Origin of the sequence: Olivibacter sp. CPCC 100613, from assembly GCF_036959255.1 — a bacterium.
Taxonomy (GTDB): Bacteria; Bacteroidota; Bacteroidia; order Sphingobacteriales; family Sphingobacteriaceae; genus Olivibacter.
The window spans coordinates 1,411,668-1,428,701 of the sequence record NZ_JAWMTI010000001.1; the positions used below are offsets into that span (position 1 = coordinate 1,411,668).

The 17,034-nt window shown below is 41.2% G+C and carries 25 protein-coding genes; 24 read left to right on the forward strand and 1 reads right to left on the reverse strand.

What is annotated here, in order from left to right; genetic code table 11:
* From RYH73_RS05690 to gldG, 3 genes are all read left to right on the forward strand, one after another.
* Complete coding sequence (locus RYH73_RS05690) at positions 1-708, forward strand: ABC transporter ATP-binding protein (RefSeq protein ID WP_335312437.1); 708 nt, start codon at positions 1-3, stop codon at positions 706-708.
* A gap of 97 nt (positions 709-805) precedes the next feature.
* Positions 806-1,393: a hypothetical protein gene (locus tag RYH73_RS05695; protein ID WP_335312438.1), complete on the forward strand. Its 588-nt coding sequence runs from the start codon at positions 806-808 to the stop codon at positions 1,391-1,393.
* Positions 1,394-1,499: 106 nt separating this feature from the next.
* Entirely contained in the window at positions 1,500-3,905 is a 2,406-nt protein-coding gene (gene gldG, locus RYH73_RS05700; RefSeq protein ID WP_335312439.1) for a gliding motility-associated ABC transporter substrate-binding protein GldG, read from the forward strand.
* Between the two features lie 23 nt (positions 3,906-3,928).
* On the opposite strand, the gene RYH73_RS05705 is transcribed toward gldG, so the two are convergent.
* On the reverse strand, positions 3,929-5,425 hold the full coding sequence (locus tag RYH73_RS05705; RefSeq protein ID WP_335312440.1) for a succinate CoA transferase: 1,497 nt from the start codon (positions 5,423-5,425) through the stop codon (positions 3,929-3,931).
* A gap of 170 nt (positions 5,426-5,595) precedes the next feature.
* Between RYH73_RS05705 and RYH73_RS05710 the strand changes: the two genes are divergently transcribed.
* The 21 genes from RYH73_RS05710 to rpsE all read left to right on the forward strand — a co-directional run bounded on the left by RYH73_RS05710 (position 5,596) and on the right by rpsE (position 17,033).
* Positions 5,596-6,411: a helix-turn-helix transcriptional regulator gene (locus RYH73_RS05710; protein ID WP_335312441.1), complete on the forward strand. Its 816-nt coding sequence runs from the start codon at positions 5,596-5,598 to the stop codon at positions 6,409-6,411.
* A 55-nt stretch (positions 6,412-6,466) separates the two neighbouring features.
* Complete coding sequence (gene dnaN, locus RYH73_RS05715; RefSeq protein ID WP_335312442.1) at positions 6,467-7,591, forward strand: DNA polymerase III subunit beta; 1,125 nt, start codon at positions 6,467-6,469, stop codon at positions 7,589-7,591.
* A 27-nt stretch (positions 7,592-7,618) separates the two neighbouring features.
* A complete protein-coding gene (locus tag RYH73_RS05720) occupies positions 7,619-8,281 on the forward strand; it encodes a DedA family protein (protein WP_335312443.1) in 663 nt (220 codons plus the stop codon).
* Positions 8,282-8,475: 194 nt separating this feature from the next.
* Positions 8,476-9,093, forward strand: a complete 618-nt coding sequence (rplC, locus tag RYH73_RS05725; RefSeq protein WP_335312444.1) for a 50S ribosomal protein L3 — start codon at positions 8,476-8,478, stop codon at positions 9,091-9,093.
* A 4-nt stretch (positions 9,094-9,097) separates the two neighbouring features.
* Complete coding sequence (gene rplD / locus RYH73_RS05730) at positions 9,098-9,727, forward strand: 50S ribosomal protein L4 (RefSeq protein WP_335312445.1); 630 nt, start codon at positions 9,098-9,100, stop codon at positions 9,725-9,727.
* A gap of 1 nt (position 9,728) precedes the next feature.
* Positions 9,729-10,019: a 50S ribosomal protein L23 gene (gene rplW / locus RYH73_RS05735; RefSeq protein ID WP_335312446.1), complete on the forward strand. Its 291-nt coding sequence runs from the start codon at positions 9,729-9,731 to the stop codon at positions 10,017-10,019.
* A gap of 6 nt (positions 10,020-10,025) precedes the next feature.
* Entirely contained in the window at positions 10,026-10,850 is an 825-nt protein-coding gene (gene rplB, locus RYH73_RS05740) for a 50S ribosomal protein L2 (RefSeq protein WP_335312447.1), read from the forward strand.
* A complete protein-coding gene (rpsS, locus tag RYH73_RS05745) occupies positions 10,850-11,116 on the forward strand; it encodes a 30S ribosomal protein S19 (RefSeq protein ID WP_335312448.1) in 267 nt (88 codons plus the stop codon). The genes rplB and rpsS overlap by 1 nt, the downstream gene beginning before the upstream one ends.
* Before the next feature lie 6 nt (positions 11,117-11,122).
* Positions 11,123-11,557 (forward strand): 50S ribosomal protein L22, encoded by a 435-nt coding sequence (gene rplV / locus RYH73_RS05750; RefSeq protein ID WP_335312449.1) that lies wholly within the window; start codon positions 11,123-11,125, stop codon positions 11,555-11,557.
* Between the two features lie 9 nt (positions 11,558-11,566).
* A complete protein-coding gene (rpsC, locus tag RYH73_RS05755; RefSeq protein ID WP_335312450.1) occupies positions 11,567-12,373 on the forward strand; it encodes a 30S ribosomal protein S3 in 807 nt (268 codons plus the stop codon).
* Positions 12,374-12,426: 53 nt separating this feature from the next.
* Entirely contained in the window at positions 12,427-12,849 is a 423-nt protein-coding gene (gene rplP / locus RYH73_RS05760) for a 50S ribosomal protein L16 (protein ID WP_335312451.1), read from the forward strand.
* 161 nt (positions 12,850-13,010) lie between these two features.
* Complete coding sequence (gene rpmC / locus RYH73_RS05765; protein WP_335312452.1) at positions 13,011-13,241, forward strand: 50S ribosomal protein L29; 231 nt, start codon at positions 13,011-13,013, stop codon at positions 13,239-13,241.
* A 12-nt stretch (positions 13,242-13,253) separates the two neighbouring features.
* The gene (rpsQ, locus tag RYH73_RS05770) at positions 13,254-13,508 is read left to right on the forward strand and encodes a 30S ribosomal protein S17 (protein ID WP_013665010.1); all 255 of its coding nucleotides are present in this window, start codon (positions 13,254-13,256) and stop codon (positions 13,506-13,508) included.
* Position 13,509: 1 nt separating this feature from the next.
* Positions 13,510-13,878 (forward strand): 50S ribosomal protein L14, encoded by a 369-nt coding sequence (gene rplN, locus RYH73_RS05775; RefSeq protein WP_093328119.1) that lies wholly within the window; start codon positions 13,510-13,512, stop codon positions 13,876-13,878.
* 1 nt (position 13,879) lies between these two features.
* A complete protein-coding gene (gene rplX / locus RYH73_RS05780; protein ID WP_335312453.1) occupies positions 13,880-14,206 on the forward strand; it encodes a 50S ribosomal protein L24 in 327 nt (108 codons plus the stop codon).
* Positions 14,206-14,772 (forward strand): 50S ribosomal protein L5, encoded by a 567-nt coding sequence (gene rplE / locus RYH73_RS05785; RefSeq protein ID WP_335312454.1) that lies wholly within the window; start codon positions 14,206-14,208, stop codon positions 14,770-14,772. The genes rplX and rplE overlap by 1 nt, the downstream gene beginning before the upstream one ends.
* The gene (gene rpsN, locus RYH73_RS05790) at positions 14,765-15,034 is read left to right on the forward strand and encodes a 30S ribosomal protein S14 (protein ID WP_335312455.1); all 270 of its coding nucleotides are present in this window, start codon (positions 14,765-14,767) and stop codon (positions 15,032-15,034) included. Before rplE ends, rpsN begins: the two co-directional genes overlap by 8 nt.
* 136 nt (positions 15,035-15,170) lie before the next feature.
* Entirely contained in the window at positions 15,171-15,569 is a 399-nt protein-coding gene (gene rpsH, locus RYH73_RS05795) for a 30S ribosomal protein S8 (protein ID WP_335312456.1), read from the forward strand.
* Positions 15,570-15,587: 18 nt separating this feature from the next.
* On the forward strand, positions 15,588-16,142 hold the full coding sequence (gene rplF / locus RYH73_RS05800; protein WP_335312457.1) for a 50S ribosomal protein L6: 555 nt from the start codon (positions 15,588-15,590) through the stop codon (positions 16,140-16,142).
* A 5-nt stretch (positions 16,143-16,147) separates the two neighbouring features.
* Positions 16,148-16,501 carry a 50S ribosomal protein L18 gene (rplR, locus tag RYH73_RS05805; RefSeq protein WP_335312458.1) on the forward strand — a complete coding sequence of 118 codons (354 nt, stop codon included), beginning with the start codon at positions 16,148-16,150 and terminating at the stop codon, positions 16,499-16,501.
* 13 nt (positions 16,502-16,514) lie between these two features.
* Positions 16,515-17,033 (forward strand): 30S ribosomal protein S5, encoded by a 519-nt coding sequence (rpsE, locus tag RYH73_RS05810; RefSeq protein WP_134091316.1) that lies wholly within the window; start codon positions 16,515-16,517, stop codon positions 17,031-17,033.
* Position 17,034 lies beyond the last annotated feature (1 nt).

Below are 17,034 nucleotides of genomic sequence, written 5' to 3' on the forward strand. Positions count from 1 at the left end.
ATGTTGTTATCAGTAAAGAACCTCACCAAAACATTCGGAAATCAAGTAGCGGTCAATGATATTTCTTTTGCTATCCCAGAGGCGAAGGTTGTTGGATTTCTAGGACCCAATGGTGCCGGGAAATCGACCACAATGAAAATGATTGCCGGTTTTATGCGCCCGTCAATAGGGCATGTACGCATTCATGATATCGATGTACAAGAGAAGGAATATGCCGCAAAACAGTTGCTAGGTTATCTTCCGGAAAACAATCCGCTCTACGGAAGTATGTATATCCGAGAGAGCCTAGAATATACAGGTAGGTTATACCGCTTAGAAAACTTATCCAAGCGGATAGCAGAAGTGATCGATATGGTGGGTTTGGGGAATGAACGGCAAAAAAAAATTAAACAACTATCAAAAGGATATAAACAGCGTTTAGGTATTGCGCAGGCCCTGTTGCATAATCCACCTTTGTTAATTTTGGATGAGCCTACAGCAGGTTTGGATCCAAATCAATTGCATGAAATCAGAAACTTAATCCGTTTACTTGGGCAAGAGAAGGTTGTCGTGTTATCCACACATATTATGCAGGAAGTCGAAGCCATTTGCCAAGAGGTGATTTTTATTCACAAGGGAAGCCTAGTAGGAGACTTTTCCATCGAAAAAATGCCTGAAATCTTTGAAAATAAGAACTTAGAGCAAGTTTTTTACGAATTAACCAAATAAAATTTTTAAAACGTTGCAGGCTCAAAAAACATTATGGCATGCTTTATGTTAATTACCTAGTACAATTAACAAATTAGATAATTAACAATTGAAAACTATGAAGCGTGTATTTTTATTCTCTGCATTAGTATTAGGAAGTTTCCTAGGGTTAAAAGCCCAAAACGTGGACGTAAATAAGCCACAGATGTCTGAAAGTGTAGGAATGGTTCCTATACAGAAAGGTAACTGGATGGTAGGTGGAAGTTTAGGGTCTATGGGCTATAGCTTTGAAGGCAAGTCCTTTAACGTCAATATTAACCCAAGAGCGGGTTACTTTGTTTCTGACGGAATAGCTGTTGGCTTATCGCTAACCGGAGGGTATGCATCCGTTAAAAATGATAAGGATGATTGGACCTATGGGGTAGCACCTTTCGTGCGTTATTTCTTCCCTGAAGGTTCGTCTGCTACCGGACGTTTCTTTGGTCAGGGTGAAGTTGGTATCGCAGGTGCTAATAAAGGAAGTGACGTAACCTTTGCTGCGGGTGTAGGTTTGGGTTATGCGCATTTTATTACCAGAAGCGTTGCTTTAGAAGCTGTTGTAGGCTATAATTATTCAAAAGCAAATAATGCGAGTGCACAAGCACAGAATGGCTTAGGATTTAATTTAGGTTTCCAGATTTATCTTCCTGGACAAGGAAATAAATAACATCTGTTAACATTAATAAAAGAGGGGACTCACTTAGTTGAGGCCCCTCTTTTTGTTTTTTAGTGCTTTTTTGTACCTTCGAGACCTACAAATAAATCGTGAATCCGTGTTCAGCATTCTGAGAAAAGATGTTTCTACTTTCTTTCATTCACTCATTGGCTATTTGACCATTGGACTTTTCTTAATAATATCGGGACTCTTCCTTTGGGTTTTTCCCGAAACGAGCGTGCTCCAATATGGATATGCAAGCTTGGAGGGTTTTTTTGCCATCGCTCCTTACATCTTTATGTTTTTGATTCCCGCTATTACAATGCGAGCGGTTGCGGGTGAGCGTGAGGAAGGTACCTATGAGTGGTTGATGACAAAACCGATCACTTTTGCACAGTTTATTCTTGCCAAATATATGAGCTGTCTGCTTATTGTCAGCTTGGCTATTTTGCCAACGGCGATTTACTATGTGAGTATTTATTGTTTAGGTGCGCCGGTCGGAAATATCGATACAGGAGCTGTTATCGGATCTTATATCGGGCTTTTTTTGTTGGGAGCTGCTTTTTGTTCGGTTGGAATCTTCATTTCTGCCGTTTGCGACAATGCGGTGGTAGCCTTTTTATTAAGTGCTTTTCTTTGTTTCTCCCTTTTTATTGGATTTGATTATTTATCGTCCTTATTCGTCGATGGTTCCTTATCGGAGGCCTTGGCTTATTTGGGAATATTTGCCCATTATGAATCGGTAAGCCGTGGGGTGCTTGACCTACGTGACTTTTGTTTTTTTATCAGTCTCAGCACCCTATTTCTTGTATTGACCGACCTTTTTATAGAAAAAAACAGAAGGACAGTATGGGAGCGACTGAAACGGATTGGCCTTATGCTTTTGACTTTAATAGCGATCAATTTTCTTGCTAATTATAATTTTTTCCGTATGGATTTCACCAGCGAGAAAAGGTATACCTTGTCGAAGATCTCCAAGAAGGTGCTGCGGTCCTTAACGGAGGACCTGCGCGTTGTTGTTTTTTTAGATGGTGAATTACCTGCTGGGTTTCAGCGGCTCCGAAGTGCTACAAAAGATATGTTAGCCGACTTAAAGGCTTATGCAGGTGGACAGATCAAATACACCTTTATCAATCCACTGACTGAAAATGATGGCGGGCAACAAAATTATATAGAGGCTTTGGCTGCGCGTGGTATCGAACCGACCAATCTAAGTGTAAAGACAAACGAGGGGCTATCACAGAAAACAATTTTTCCGGTAGCGGTATTGATGTATGGCGACGAGGAACTGCCACTACCACTCTTACAGAATAATCGATTTGTCAATCCAGAAGATGTATTGAATAATTCTGTTCAGAATCTGGAATACACGTTCATAAACGGCATTAAGAAAATAACTTCGGGCGGAAAACCCATTGTTGCTTTCACCGAGGGACATGGCGAGTTGAATGATTTGGCGATTTACGACGCTATGCACAGTCTGGGCGTCACCTACCAGGTAGGTCGATTAAACTTGGATTCCATCTCGTTCGAAACGTTAAGACGAATCAACGTTATGGTGGTGGCTAAACCCCAAAAGGAATTTTCGGAGCTTCATAAATTTAAGATCGACTATTTTGTACAACATGGGGGTAAAATACTGTGGGCAATTAATCAGGTTCAAGCTGAGCTGGATAGCATGCGAAATTCGGGCGATGAGATGGCTATAGCGCGGTCGCTTAATCTGGATGATATGCTTTTTAAATATGGCGTAAGGTTAAATTATAATTTGATAGCAGACCTTAACTGTACGCAAATTCCACTTCGCGTGGGTGAACTTGGAGGGGCCAATCAATTTCAGCTAGTTCCCTGGTTGTTCTACCCCGTTTTTGTTCCACGAGGTACACATCCCATTGTCAAGAACATTGATGGGATTCGGAGCGAATTTCCAGGGACCTTGGATACCCTGCCCCTCGCCAGTCTTAAAAAAGAAATTATCCTCCAATCTTCCCCCTTTAGTAAGGTGCTTAATGTGCCGGTGCCTATTTCGCTCAATATGGTTTCCAACAATCCGAAACCGGAAGAATTTCGAGGAACCAGTCATCCGGTTGGGGTAGTACTAGAAGGTATATTTCCCTCGGTGTTTAAAAATAGACCTGTTCCCAAAGCACTTGTGGATACTTTTACTTATCGGCAGCAGCAGGCATCAATTTCAAATAAGATGATCGTGCTTGCAGATGGAAACATGTTGAAAAATGAGATCAACCCACAAGATCGTATGCCTTATAATTTGGGTTGGGATCGTGCTACGCAACAGCAATATGGCAACAAGACTCTCTTGTTAAATATGGTTGATTATTTAAATGATGAAACCGGGATCATCGCATTGCGTGAAAAAGAAGTGAAACTTCGTTTATTGGACAAGTTACTCATCAAAAAGAATAAATTTTTTTGGCAAACACTCAACGTAGGTGGACCATTGGTGCTGTTAGTTCTCTTTGGTTTATTGCAACAATGGATAAGGAGGAGGAAATATGCTCGTTAAATAGATTGTTAGGCTGCAAATGATTACAATACTTTCATAGAGCCGGTTTCCCTTAATCTTTTGTGCCATAAAAAAGCTTCATCCAAGAGGTGCGGTGTTTGTCCGCCCACTTCGGCAACCGCACGATCAAAATAAGACTGTAGTTCTTCTTTATAGTCCGGATGCACACAATTTCGGATAATCTTAAGTGCTCGTTCACGAGGAGCAAGCCCCCGTAAGTCGGCATACCCAATATCGGTTACAACAACATCAACATTATGTTCATTATGATCAACATGCGTTACCATTGGTAAGACATGCGAAATTCTATTCTCTTTAGAGGCTGCTTGCGTGACGAATATACTGATATGTGCATTGCGCGCAAAGTCGCCCGAACCGCCAATTCCATTCATCATCTGTGTGCCTGCAAGATGCGAGGAATTCACATTGCCATAAATATCAAATTCAATTGCCGTATTGATGCCGATAATACCCAACCGTCGGATGACTTCAGGGGCATTGCTAATGCTTTGCGGGCGCAATACAACTTTGTCCTTATACTTTTCAAGCTGATCAAAAACGCGCTGATAACAAGCCGCAGATACCGTGATCGAAGCAGCAGAGGCAAATGTCAATTTCCCGGCGTCAATTAAGTCAAAGGCGCTGTCTTGCAGCACTTCAGAAAACATCGTAAGTCCTTCGAAATCACTTTCAGCGAACCCCGTAAGCACGGCGTTGGCCACCTTTCCGATACCCGCTTGTAAAGGGCGGAGCGACTTCGTTAACCGTCCGTTTCTTACTTCACCCGTAAAGAAGTCGATTAAATGGCGAGCAATGGCAGACGTTTTATCGTCAATGACGGCAATATCAGCAGGACTATCCTGTTGATGGCTTAATACAATTGCGGCAATCTTTTCGGGATCAACTGCTAGAACGGTGGAGCCAATGCGATCGTTCGGTCGAAGAATTTCAATTGCTTTCCGATTGGGGTAGGCCTCCGGAAGGTAAATATCGTGTAAGCCATGCACATCAGTCTGTACGGCCATATTAATCTCAATAATGATTTTTTTTGCTTTATCGGCAAAAATGGGCGAGTTACCGACAGAAGTGGTGGGAACAATTCCACCCTCGGCCGTAATATAAGCCGCTTCAATGATGGCTATGTCTATTTCCGGCAGGTGGTGGTCCAACAACATTTCGCTGGTTTCACTTAAGTTTTGATCAACAAACAGCACTTCGCCTTTATTGATGGCCCTGCGTAATACTTTGTCTACTTGAAAGGGCATGCGTCGCGCGAGGACACCCGCTTCCGTTAATTTCGCATCGGTTTCGTGACCCAAGGAGGCACCCGTGATTAAGGTGATCTTAATAGGCCGTGCGGCATTATTAGCCGCTAATGCAGGAAGAACGACCTTGCTATCGCCCGCTTTTGTAAAACCGCTAGCGGCAATGACCATGCCATCTTCAAATAAGTCCAGTACTTCGCTCACGTCTTTCACCCGATCTAACAAAGCGGGTTTTCTTATCCTATCGGTATGCATAGGCGATTCGTTTATTAGGAAATAATAATTTAGCAGCTTCTGTTTTAAAATCTTACAATTATACTATTTTTATGATCGGCTTGTTTATTTCAGGTAGACATAGATTTATCAAGACCGGCCAAAAAAGATACGTATGTTATTTTTGTTCAGTATCTTCGTGATCAATTGTTATGACAGGCGAAAAATATTATATCACGGACGTAGATAGAAAGGAGGATAGTATATATTGCTACCACAATCAGATGGGTGAGAAACTGATACCCAGTCATCGTCACAAAAAAGGACAATTTTTGTACACAGAAGGCGGTATTGTATTTGTGAAAACACAAGAGAAGTCATATTTCCTTCCAGCACGGCACTATATGTGGATTGCCCCGGGTATCGAGCATAGCATTCATCCCAGTTCGCCCGAGGTGATTATGCGCAATCTTTATTTTCCGATTTATGCCACAGATAATGCCTTCTATTTTAATACCAGTATCCATCCGGTAAACGATTTGCTTTTGGAACTGATGCTGTTCACTCATCGATGGACGGGACATATCGAGCCGCAAGATAAAACTGCCTATACGATTGTTGATGCTTTCAAGATGTTATTACCGGAGATCAGCAATTTTTCCTTACCATTGTCATTGCCTCTGGCTAAAAATAAACGATTAAAAGAAGTGACGGTCTATTTGGAAGAAAATTTGAGTAAGGATTTTCTATTCAACGACCTGGCTATTGGCTTTGGGTTTAGTCCACGATCACTTTCCCGACTTTTTCAGAAAGATCTGGGCATGTCCTTTATCCAATATTTAACCGCGTTGCGCATGTTGAAAGCGCTTCAACTCCTGTTAGAGAAATCATTATCCATTAACGAAGTTGCTTCAAAAGTAGGCTATAGTAGCTTGCCTACATTCAGTAATACTTTTCAAAAAATAATTGGCGTTCGTCCAAGTGAGTATATCAAGATGAATGTGATGAGTACACGGCACAACTCATAACTTTTTTTAACTTTCTCCATTCTTTTTATTATCATTGCGGTTATATTTGACAGATATGAGATTCATCGTTTCAACTTCAACTTTACTTAAGCAATTACAAGCCGTCAATGGTGCATCAAGTAGTAGCACTGTATTACCTATATTAGAGAATTTTTTGTTTGAGATCAAGGATAATTCGCTAACAATATCAGCTACTGATCTGCAAACCAGCATGATAACTTCTCTGCAGGTCGAGTCAAAAGAAGAAGGTAAGGTTGCTGTTCCTGCTAAAATTTTGATCGAAACGTTAAAGACCTTGCCTGATCAGCCAATTGCATTTTCTGTAGATATACAGACTTTTGCTATCGAAATAAGCGCGGGTGATGGAAAGTATAAATTGAGTGGCGAAAACGCGGATGATTTTCCAAAAATCCCGGTTGTTGAGAATCCTTCTACCGTATCGATTCCGGCATCGGTCTTATCCGAGGCAATTAGTAAAACCATTTTTGCGGTAAGCAATGATGAACTGAGACCGGCGATGACAGGCGTACTTTGTCAATTAACTCCTCAGAATACCACTTTTGTATCTACGGATGCCCATAAGCTCGTACGTTATCGTCGAGCGGACGTTAAGTCAGAACAAGTAACGTCCATGATTCTTCCAAAAAAGGCTTTAACCTTATTAAAAAGTTCATTGCCTGCGGAAGATGTCGATGTTGCTGTTGAATATAACAACACCAGTGCTTTCTTTAGGTTTGGCAATATTCATTTAATCTGCCGACTGATCGATGAGCGTTATCCGGATTACGAAGCCGTTATCCCACAGGTAAACCCAAATAAATTAACCATCGACCGATTGCTGCTCTTGAATTCGCTTCGCCGGGTGGTCATTTTTGCTAATAAAACGACGCATCAAGTTCGTTTGAAAATTACAGGTAGTGAGCTGAACATCTCGTCCGAGGATTTAGATTTTGCAAATGAAGCACATGAACGGCTAAGTTGTCAATACGAGGGCGAGGATACAGAGATCGGCTTTAATGCTAAATTTCTAATCGAAATGTTGAGTAATTTGGAATGCGAAGAAGTTGTCCTTGAGATGAGTACACCGAACCGTGCCGGCTTGCTGTTGCCTGCGGTAGAAGAAGAGAATGAAAATATACTCATGCTTGTGATGCCGGTGATGTTGAACAACCAAGGATAATTTATTTCATTTCAAGAAACCCGATACGTGGAAGTACTAACATCAATCATCGATTTCATCCTACATATTGACAAACATCTTGTAGAGATTGTCAATGCGTACCAAACTTGGACGTATTTAATACTTTTCTTAATTATTTTTGCCGAAACCGGTTTAGTAGTAACCCCCTTCTTGCCGGGAGACTCCCTGCTTTTTGCGGCAGGTGCGATTGTAGCAAAACCGGATACGGATTTGAATATTTTCTTAATGTGTGTGTTGCTGATTATTGCAGCCGTATTGGGCGATTTGGTCAACTATCACATTGGTAAATACCTAGGACCCGTTGCCTTTAGTGGAAAATATAAACTTTTAAAAAGAGAATATTTAGAAAAGACCCAGCGCTTTTATATTAAGCATGGGGGTAAAACCATTATTTACGCACGCTTCATCCCGATCGTAAGGACCTTTGCGCCATTTGTTGCCGGTATAGGCACGATGAGTTATGGTAAATTTGCCTCGTATAATGTGGTTGGTGGTTGCCTTTGGGTAGCATCTTTTTTGTTTTTAGGGTACTATTTTGGCGGACTGCCCGTTATTAAGAATAACTTTACCTATGTTATATTCGCGATCATTCTATTGTCGCTATTACCGCCGCTCATTGAGGTGTTAAGAGGTAAAAGTAAGCAAAATGAGGCAAGTGAAGGCCTTTGATGATTACATGTATTTCAATATAAAAAATTTCTATTGCGAATAAGGTGCTCCCCGCATCGAGAAAATTAAAAAAATAATTCGCTAAGTATTTGATAGTTAAAGGAAGTTTTCTATCTTTGCCGTCCCTTTATGGGATTAGTGTGTCTTGAACGAAGCCCTACTGCTTCGATGGACAAAAATAGAAATTAAATAAAATGTCAGGAATTATTGGTAAAAAAGTAGGAATGACCAGCATTTTTGATACCGAGGGGAAAAATATTCCCTGTACGGTAATCCAAGCTGGCCCGTGCGTGGTAACGCAGATACGCACGGTAGAAAATGACGGTTACGCAGCAATCCAGCTGGCTTTCGACGAAAAGAAAGAAAAGAACACAACCGCATCATTGAAGGGGCACTTTGCGAAAGCAAATACAACGCCTAAGCGTAAGTTGGTAGAATTTGAGGTTTTCCCTGAAGAGAAAAACCTTGGAGACGTTGTTACAGTAGATATTTTTGTCGAAGGCGATTATATCGATGTAGTAGGTACTTCTAAAGGTAAAGGTTTCCAGGGCGTTGTGAAACGTCACGGTTTCGGTGGTGTAGGTGGCCAGACCCATGGTCAGCACAACCGTATGCGTGCACCGGGTTCATTAGGTGCTTCATCTTGGCCTTCTCGCGTATTCAAAGGTATGCGTATGGCAGGCCGCACAGGTGGCGACCGCGTTAAGATTCAAAACTTACAAGTGTTGAAAGTGTATCCAGAGCAGAACTTACTCGTAGTTAGTGGTTCGGTTCCAGGTGCAAAGGGTTCTTACGTAATCGTAGATAAATAAGAAGATGGAAGTACAAGTTTTAAACATTTCAGGTAAAGAAACAGGTGCCAAGGTGCAGCTTCCTGAAGCGGTATTCGGTGTAACCCCTAATGATCACGCTATCTATTTAGATGTTAAGCAGTATTTGGCTAATCAACGTCAAGGTACACACAAATCTAAGCAACGTAACGAGATTGCCGGTTCTACCCGCAAATTACACAAACAAAAAGGTACTGGTGGAGCCCGTGCCGGTAGTATTAAGTCTCCTTTGTTCAATGGTGGTGGCCGTGTCTTTGGTCCTCAACCTCGCGATTACAGCTTCAAATTGAACAAAAAGTTAAAAGTTTTAGCCCGTAAATCTGCTTTAAGTTATAAGGCACAGGAGAATAACATTGTTATTTTGGATGAAGTGAATTTCGATTCGATAAAAACCAAAAACTATGTAAAGCTTGTGAATGACTTAAACGTAGCGAACGAGAAAACCCTATTGGTTTTACCGGCTTTGAACACGAATGTTTATTTATCTAGCAGAAACTTGAAAAAAACAAAAGTGATTACTGCAGCTGATATTAATACCTACGACGTATTAAATGCAGGTAAACTTTTGTTGACTACCGAGACTGTTAAAACATTGGAGGAGGCATTTGCCAAGTAACATGGAGATTATAAAGAAACCCGTATTAACAGAAAAAGCGGCATTTTTAACGGAAAAGTTGAACCGCTATACATTTAAGGTGGACCATAGAGCCAATAAGATACAGATAAAAGCTGCGGTTGAACAAATGTTCGGTGTCAATGTTGCGTCGGTAAACACAATGGTTGTTTGCGGAAAGACCAAGAGCCGTTACACAAAAGCAGGAAATATCTCAGGCCGTGCTCCTAAATATAAGAAAGCCATCATTACATTGAAAGATGGTGAAACTATTGACTTTTACAGTACTATATAATTAGAAATGGCAGTTAAAAGATTCAAACCGGTTACTCCAGGTACTCGCTTTAGAGTAGGAGCTGACTATAGCGATGTGACAACAAATGTACCTGAAAAGTCATTAGTTGTTAAAATCAAAAAGTCAGGAGGTAGAAATAATACCGGTAAAATGACTATGCGTTATCTCGGTGGGGGACATAAGAAATCATACCGATTGATTGATTTTAAACGCGATAAAAAAGATATCCCCGCAAAAGTGGCCACGATCGAATACGATCCAAATCGTACGGCACGTATTGCTTTGTTGCATTATGTAGATGGCGAAAAACGTTACATTATTGCTCCGGAAGGGCTGCAAGTTGGTCAGACAATTGTTGCCGGCGAACAAGTTGCACCGGAAGTAGGAAATACATTACCCTTAAAGAATATTCCGTTAGGTTCGATTGTTCATAACATCGAGTTGAATCCAGGGCAAGGAGGTACAATTGCACGTAGTGCAGGAACCTATGCGCAGCTTTCTGCTCGTGATGGTAAATATGCGATCATTAAGTTACCTTCAGGCGAAACCAGAATGATTTTATCAAGCTGTGTTGCTACGATTGGTGCGGTTTCGAATGCCGAAAAAGCGAACCAAGTATTAGGTAAAGCAGGTAGAAAACGCTGGTTAGGCCGCCGTCCACGTGTACGTGGTGTTGCTATGAACCCGGTAGATCACCCTATGGGAGGTGGTGAAGGTAGAGCATCCGGAGGTCACCCACGCTCACGCAAAGGGTTGTTAGCTAAAGGCTTTAAAACCCGTTACAAGAAGAAAACATCGAATCGTTACATCATTGAGAGAAGGAAAAAATAATGGCTCGTTCAATTAAAAAAGGTCCTTATATCGATCATAACTTAGAGAGAAAAGTTCTTTCTATGAATGACACCAACAAGAAATCGGTAATTAAAACTTGGTCGCGTAGATCCATGATTTCTCCTGATTTCGTTGGCCATACCTTCGCAGTTCATAACGGAAATAAATTTATTCCGGTGTATGTAACCGAGAATATGGTTGGCCATAAGTTAGGAGAATTTGCTCCAACTAGAACATTTAGAGGTCACGCTGAAAAGAAAAAATAATAGGCAATGGAAGCAACAAATAACGTCAAGAAGAAAAAATCTGTACTGATAAGAGAAAGAAAAGAGCAGGCACAGAAGGGTGGTGCTTCTACTGCCAAATTATTGAACTGCCCAACGTCTCCACGTAAGATGCGTTTGGTGGTAGATCTTATCAGAGGTGAAAAAGTTGAGAAAGCATTGTATATTTTGAAATATACAAATAAAGAAGCTGCCACAAGAGTTGAGAAACTGTTATTATCAGCGATCAAAAATTGGGAAGCTAGCAACGAAGATAAGCGCGTTGAAGATAGTGAACTTTATGTAAAAGAAGTTACTGTTGGAGGCGGCCGTCAATTAAAAAGATTAAGACCTGCACCACAAGGTCGTGGTTATAGAATTCGCAAGCGTTCTAACCACGTAACCATTGTTGTTGACAGCAAAACTACTGAACCACAAAACTAATTAGGAGAAATGGGACAAAAAGCACATCCAATAGGTAACAGATTAGGAATCATCAAAGGTTGGGATTCTAACTGGTTCGGTGGCAACAACTACTCCGATAAATTAGTTGAAGACGAGAAGATCAGAAAATATCTTTCTGTTCGTATCGCTAAAGGTGGCGTAGCAAAAGTTGTTATCGAGCGTACATTGAAACGTCTTACAGTGACTATCCATACTGCTCGTCCAGGTATCGTTATCGGTAAAGGCGGTCAGGAAGTTGATAAGATTAAAGAAGAGCTTAAAAAGCTTACAAAGAAAGATGTTCAGATTAACATCTTTGAGATTAAACGTCCGGAATTAGATGCTCAACTGGTAGCAGATGGTGTAGCAAAACAGCTAGAAGCCCGTATCTCTTTCCGCCGTGCCATGAAAACCACCATCGCTTCTACAATGCGTATGGGGGCAGAAGGCATCAAAATCATGTGTTCCGGCCGTTTAGGCGGTGCAGAAATGGCGCGTACAGAGCAGTATAAAGAAGGAAGAATTCCTTTGCATACCTTCCGTGCTGATATTGACTATGCATTAGCAGAGGCACATACTACCTACGGAAAAATCGGGGTTAAAGTATGGATCTGTAAGGGAGAAGTATACGGCAAACGTGATTTATCTCCGAATGTAGGTCAAGGAAACGTGAAAGGTAGAGGCGAAGGTGCCGGCAACTTTAGCGGTGGAGATCGTAACAGAGGTGGTAATGACCGCAGAGGTGGTGGAAGAAACGATCGCCGTGGCGGACGTGGTGGAAACAACCGCGGTGGAGCTCCTAAGGGAAAAAACTAATTTAGGTATCATGAATGCTGTCTTTTGACAGCTTGTTTAATCATATTAAGACAATGTTACAGCCAAAAAGAACGAAGTTCAGAAAGATGCAGAAGGGCCGCATGAAGGGTAATGCCGGACGTGGTGCTGAGCTGGCTTTCGGATCTTTCGGTATAAAATCATTAGAACCGGCATGGATTACCAGCCGTCAGATTGAAGCGGCTCGTATTGCGGTAACCCGTTATATGAAACGTGAAGGTCAAGTTTGGATCCGTATCTTCCCAGACAAACCCGTTACAAAGAAGCCTGCAGAGGTTCGTATGGGTAAGGGTAAAGGTGCTCCTGAGTATTGGGTAGCAGTAGTTCGCCCAGGTCGCATGTTATTTGAGGCGGAGGGTGTTCCTTTAGAGATAGCAAAAGAAGCTTTACGCTTAGCTGCTCAGAAACTTCCGGTACAAACCAAGTTCGTTATACGTAGAGATTACGTAGAAGCATAAATCGTCTAGCCCGCCATTTGTTGGCGGGTCTGCCGTTACCGGACCCGTGCTAATTGGCTTGAAGGAGCCATAAACAAATTGGTAAATAGACACAACAACAAATAAGAAGATGGGTTTTTCTGTTGAAAGAATATCCATTACTTTAAAAACGAATTATTCAAATGAAAAATTCAGAAATCTTAGAATTGTCAAAGGAGGAATTAGTAGCCCGTATCGCAGAAGAGAAGGTTGCCCTCAACAAGTTGAAATTTGCTCATGCTGTTTCTGCAATAGAGAATCCATTGCGGATTAAAACGTCTAGAAAGTTAATTGCTCGTTTAAATACAGCACTTTCTGCTATCAAAAATGCAGAAGTTAAACAAGCGCAGGAAGCAGCCGCTGAAGCACAATAATTTGAGTCGAAAATGGAAAGAAATTTAAGAAAAACAAGAATCGGCTTGGTAGTAAGCAACAAAATGGATAAATCCATTGTAGTGGCTGTTGAACGTAAAGTAAAACACCCTATCTATGGTAAATTCGTAAAGAAAACTACCAAATTCAAAGCTCATGACGAACAAAACACCTGTGGTATCGGCGATACGGTGTTAATTATGGAAACTCGTCCGCTGAGTAAAACTAAAAATTGGAGATTAGTTGAAATTTTAGAAAGGGCTAAGTAAGATGGTACAACAGGAATCAAGACTAACAGTGGCCGACAACAGTGGAGCTAAAGAAGTTTTAGTGATCCGTGTGTTGGGCGGTACCGGTAAGCGTTATGCATCATTAGGCGACAAGATCGTTGTAACCGTTAAAAGTGCTATCCCTTCCGGAAACATAAAGAAAGGAACAGTCTCAAAAGCAGTAGTTGTTAGAACCAAGAAAGAAGTTCGTCGTAAGGACGGGTCTTATATTCGTTTTGATGATAATGCGGCTGTATTATTAAATAATCAGGATGAACCACGTGGTACACGTATCTTTGGCCCGGTTGCCAGAGAACTTCGTGAAAAGCAGTTCATGAAAATTGTATCATTAGCACCGGAGGTTTTATAAAATGGGAAAGATTAAATTAAAAATCCGTAAAGGCGATTTGGTACAAGTTATTGCCGGTGATTCTAAAGGAACACAAGGCAAGGTTTTGGAAGTGATCATTGATAAGAATCGTGCGGTTGTTGAAGGCGCTAATTTAGTGTCCAAGCATACAAAACCGAATGCAGCCAACCCTAACGGTGGTATTATTAAAAAGGAAGCACCAATTCACATTTCTAACTTGGCGTTGATTGACCCTAAGTCGGGCAAAACTACCCGTGTAGGTCGTCAGAAAAACAGCGATGGAAAGTTAGTTCGTGTGGCTAAAAAATCAGGGGAGGAGATTAAGTAATGACTTACGTACCAAGATTAAAAACAAAATATAGAGAAGAAATTCGCACGGCACTGAAAGAGAAGTTTCAGTACAAAAGCGTTATGCAGGTTCCGAAATTGGTGAAGATTTCGGTTAACCAGGGTGTAGGTGGCGCTACCACTGACAAAAAGTTAATTGAGACTGCTGTCAATGAGATGACCACGATTACAGGACAACAGGCTGTAGCTGCAAAATCGAAAAAGGATATTTCGAACTTTAAATTACGTAAAGGTATGCCGGTTGGTGTACACGTAACTTTACGCGATAGTAAGATGTATGAATTTTTAGATCGTTTGATCGCCGTTGCTTTACCTCGTATTCGTGACTTCAAGGGTATTAACGATAAAGGATTCGATGGCCGTGGTAATTATACCTTGGGTGTAACAGAACAGATTATTTTTCCCGAGATCAATATTGACAAGATCAGTAAGATCATGGGTATGGACATCACTTTTGTTACAACGGCGAATACAGACGTTGAAGCGCTGGAATTACTTAAACAGTTCGGTTTACCATTCAAAAATCAAAATACAACTAATGGCTAAAGAAGGAATTAAAGCACGTGAAGTTAAACGTGCCAGATTGGTCGCCAAGTTCGCTGAAAAGCGTGCTGCTTTAAAAGCAGAAGGCGATTACGCAGCATTAGATAAATTACCAAAAAATGCTTCACCGGTTCGTTTGCACAATCGTTGCAAATTAACAGGACGTCCTAAAGGATATATGCGTCAGTTTGGTATTTCGCGGGTTACTTTCCGCGAAATGGCTTTGGCGGGTAAGATCCCGGGGGTGAAAAAAGCTTCTTGGTAGTTTTTTAAGTTATAAGTTGTACGTAGTGGGGTTAAGTACCTTGCAACGGATAGCTTATAACTTGCTTACAACAGTATTAACCGATAGCAGGTCTGCGGCCATGAGGCGACGGAAACCACTATCAAATTTATAACAAATGAATACAGATTCAATAGCAGATTACCTTACACGAGTAAGGAATGCCATTAAGGCCAACCACAGGGTTGTTGAAATTCCTGCATCAAACCTAAAAAAGGAAATCACTAAAGTTCTTTTTGACAAAGGTTACATCGCGAACTACAAGTTTGAGGACAAAGACGTTCAAGGATCAATTAAAATTGCCTTGAAGTACCATCCCATTACTAAAGTTCCTGCTATTCGCACTTTGACACGTGTGAGTAAACCCGGTTTAAGAAAATATGCAGGTGTGGAAACGATGCCACGTGTATTAAATGGATTAGGAATTGCCATCATATCTACTTCGAGAGGAGTAATGACTGATAAAGAGGCAAGAAACCTAAACATTGGTGGTGAAGTTTTATGTTACGTTTATTAATCAGGAGGAAAACACACGATGTCAAGAATTGGAAAAGCACCTATTGCGATCCCTGCCGGTGTTACCGTTACGGTTTCTGAAAAGAATCTGGTAACCGTAAAAGGGCCAAAAGGTGAATTAACACAACAAGTAGATTCAGCGATCACTGTATCACAAGAAGACGGTAATATTGTAATCAAACGTCCTACGGATAGCAAAAATCACAAATCATTGCATGGTTTATACAGAGCCTTGATTAATAACATGGTGATAGGTGTTACCGAAGGATATAAAACTACGCAAGAATTGGTAGGTGTAGGTTACCGTGCTAGTCACCAAGGAAGTACCCTAGACTTAATCTTAGGCTATTCTCACCACATTGTTATGGTATTGCCTAAAGAAGTAAAGGTAACCACTACAGCAGAAAAAGGAAAGAATCCTACGATCACGTTAGAATCAATCGACAAGCAATTGATCGGTCAGGTAGCGGCGAAAATCCGTTCGTTACGTGCACCTGAACCGTACAAAGGTAAAGGTATCAAGTTTGCTGGTGAAGTATTAAGAAGAAAAGCAGGTAAATCAGCTAAAAAATAATCATCATGGCAGGAAGTAAATTATCTCGCAGAGAGCGAATTAAAAAAGGGATCAGAAAGCATTTATCCGGTTCTGCAGAGCGTCCTCGTCTTTCTGTATTTAGAAGCAATAAAGGCATCTATGCACAGGTTATCGATGATGTTACTGGTAAAACCATCGTTTCCGCATCCTCTTCATCAAAAGATTTCAGTGCAAGTGGTACGAAATCTGAGCAGTCTAAAGCTGTCGGTAAGTTACTTGCCGAGAAAGCGAAGGCAGCAGGAATTAACCAAGTAGTTTTTGATCGTAACGGGTATTTATACCACGGCCGCATTAAATCGTTGGCTGATGGAGCTCGTGAAGGCGGTTTAGACTTTTAATTAAAACAGAGAGATGTCAGTAAATAATATTAAACGAGTAAAATCAAGCGAAATCGAATTAAAGGACCGTTTGGTTAGTATTCAGCGTGTTGCTAAAGTTACTAAAGGCGGTCGTACTTTTAGTTTTTCTGCAATTGTTGTCGTAGGCGATGAAAATGGCGTTGTAGGTTATGGTCTTGGTAAAGCGAAGGAAGTTACCGAAGCGATTGCCAAAGGTGTTGATGACGCGAAGAAGAACTTGGTAAAAGTTCCGATCATTAAAGGAACTGTTCCACATGCCCAGTTGGGTAAGTATTCGGGTGGTTCTGTTTTGATTAAGCCAGCGGTTCATGGTACAGGTGTACTTGCAGGCGGTGCGATGCGTGCCGTTTTGGAAAGTGCCGGTATCACAGACGTACTAGCAAAATCGACAGGGTCTTCTAACCCTCATAACGTGGTAAAAGCGACGATCGATGCGTTGACGAAAATGCGTGATGCTTATACAGTGGCTCAAAACCGCGGTGTTGATCTGAATAAAGTATTTAATGGATAAG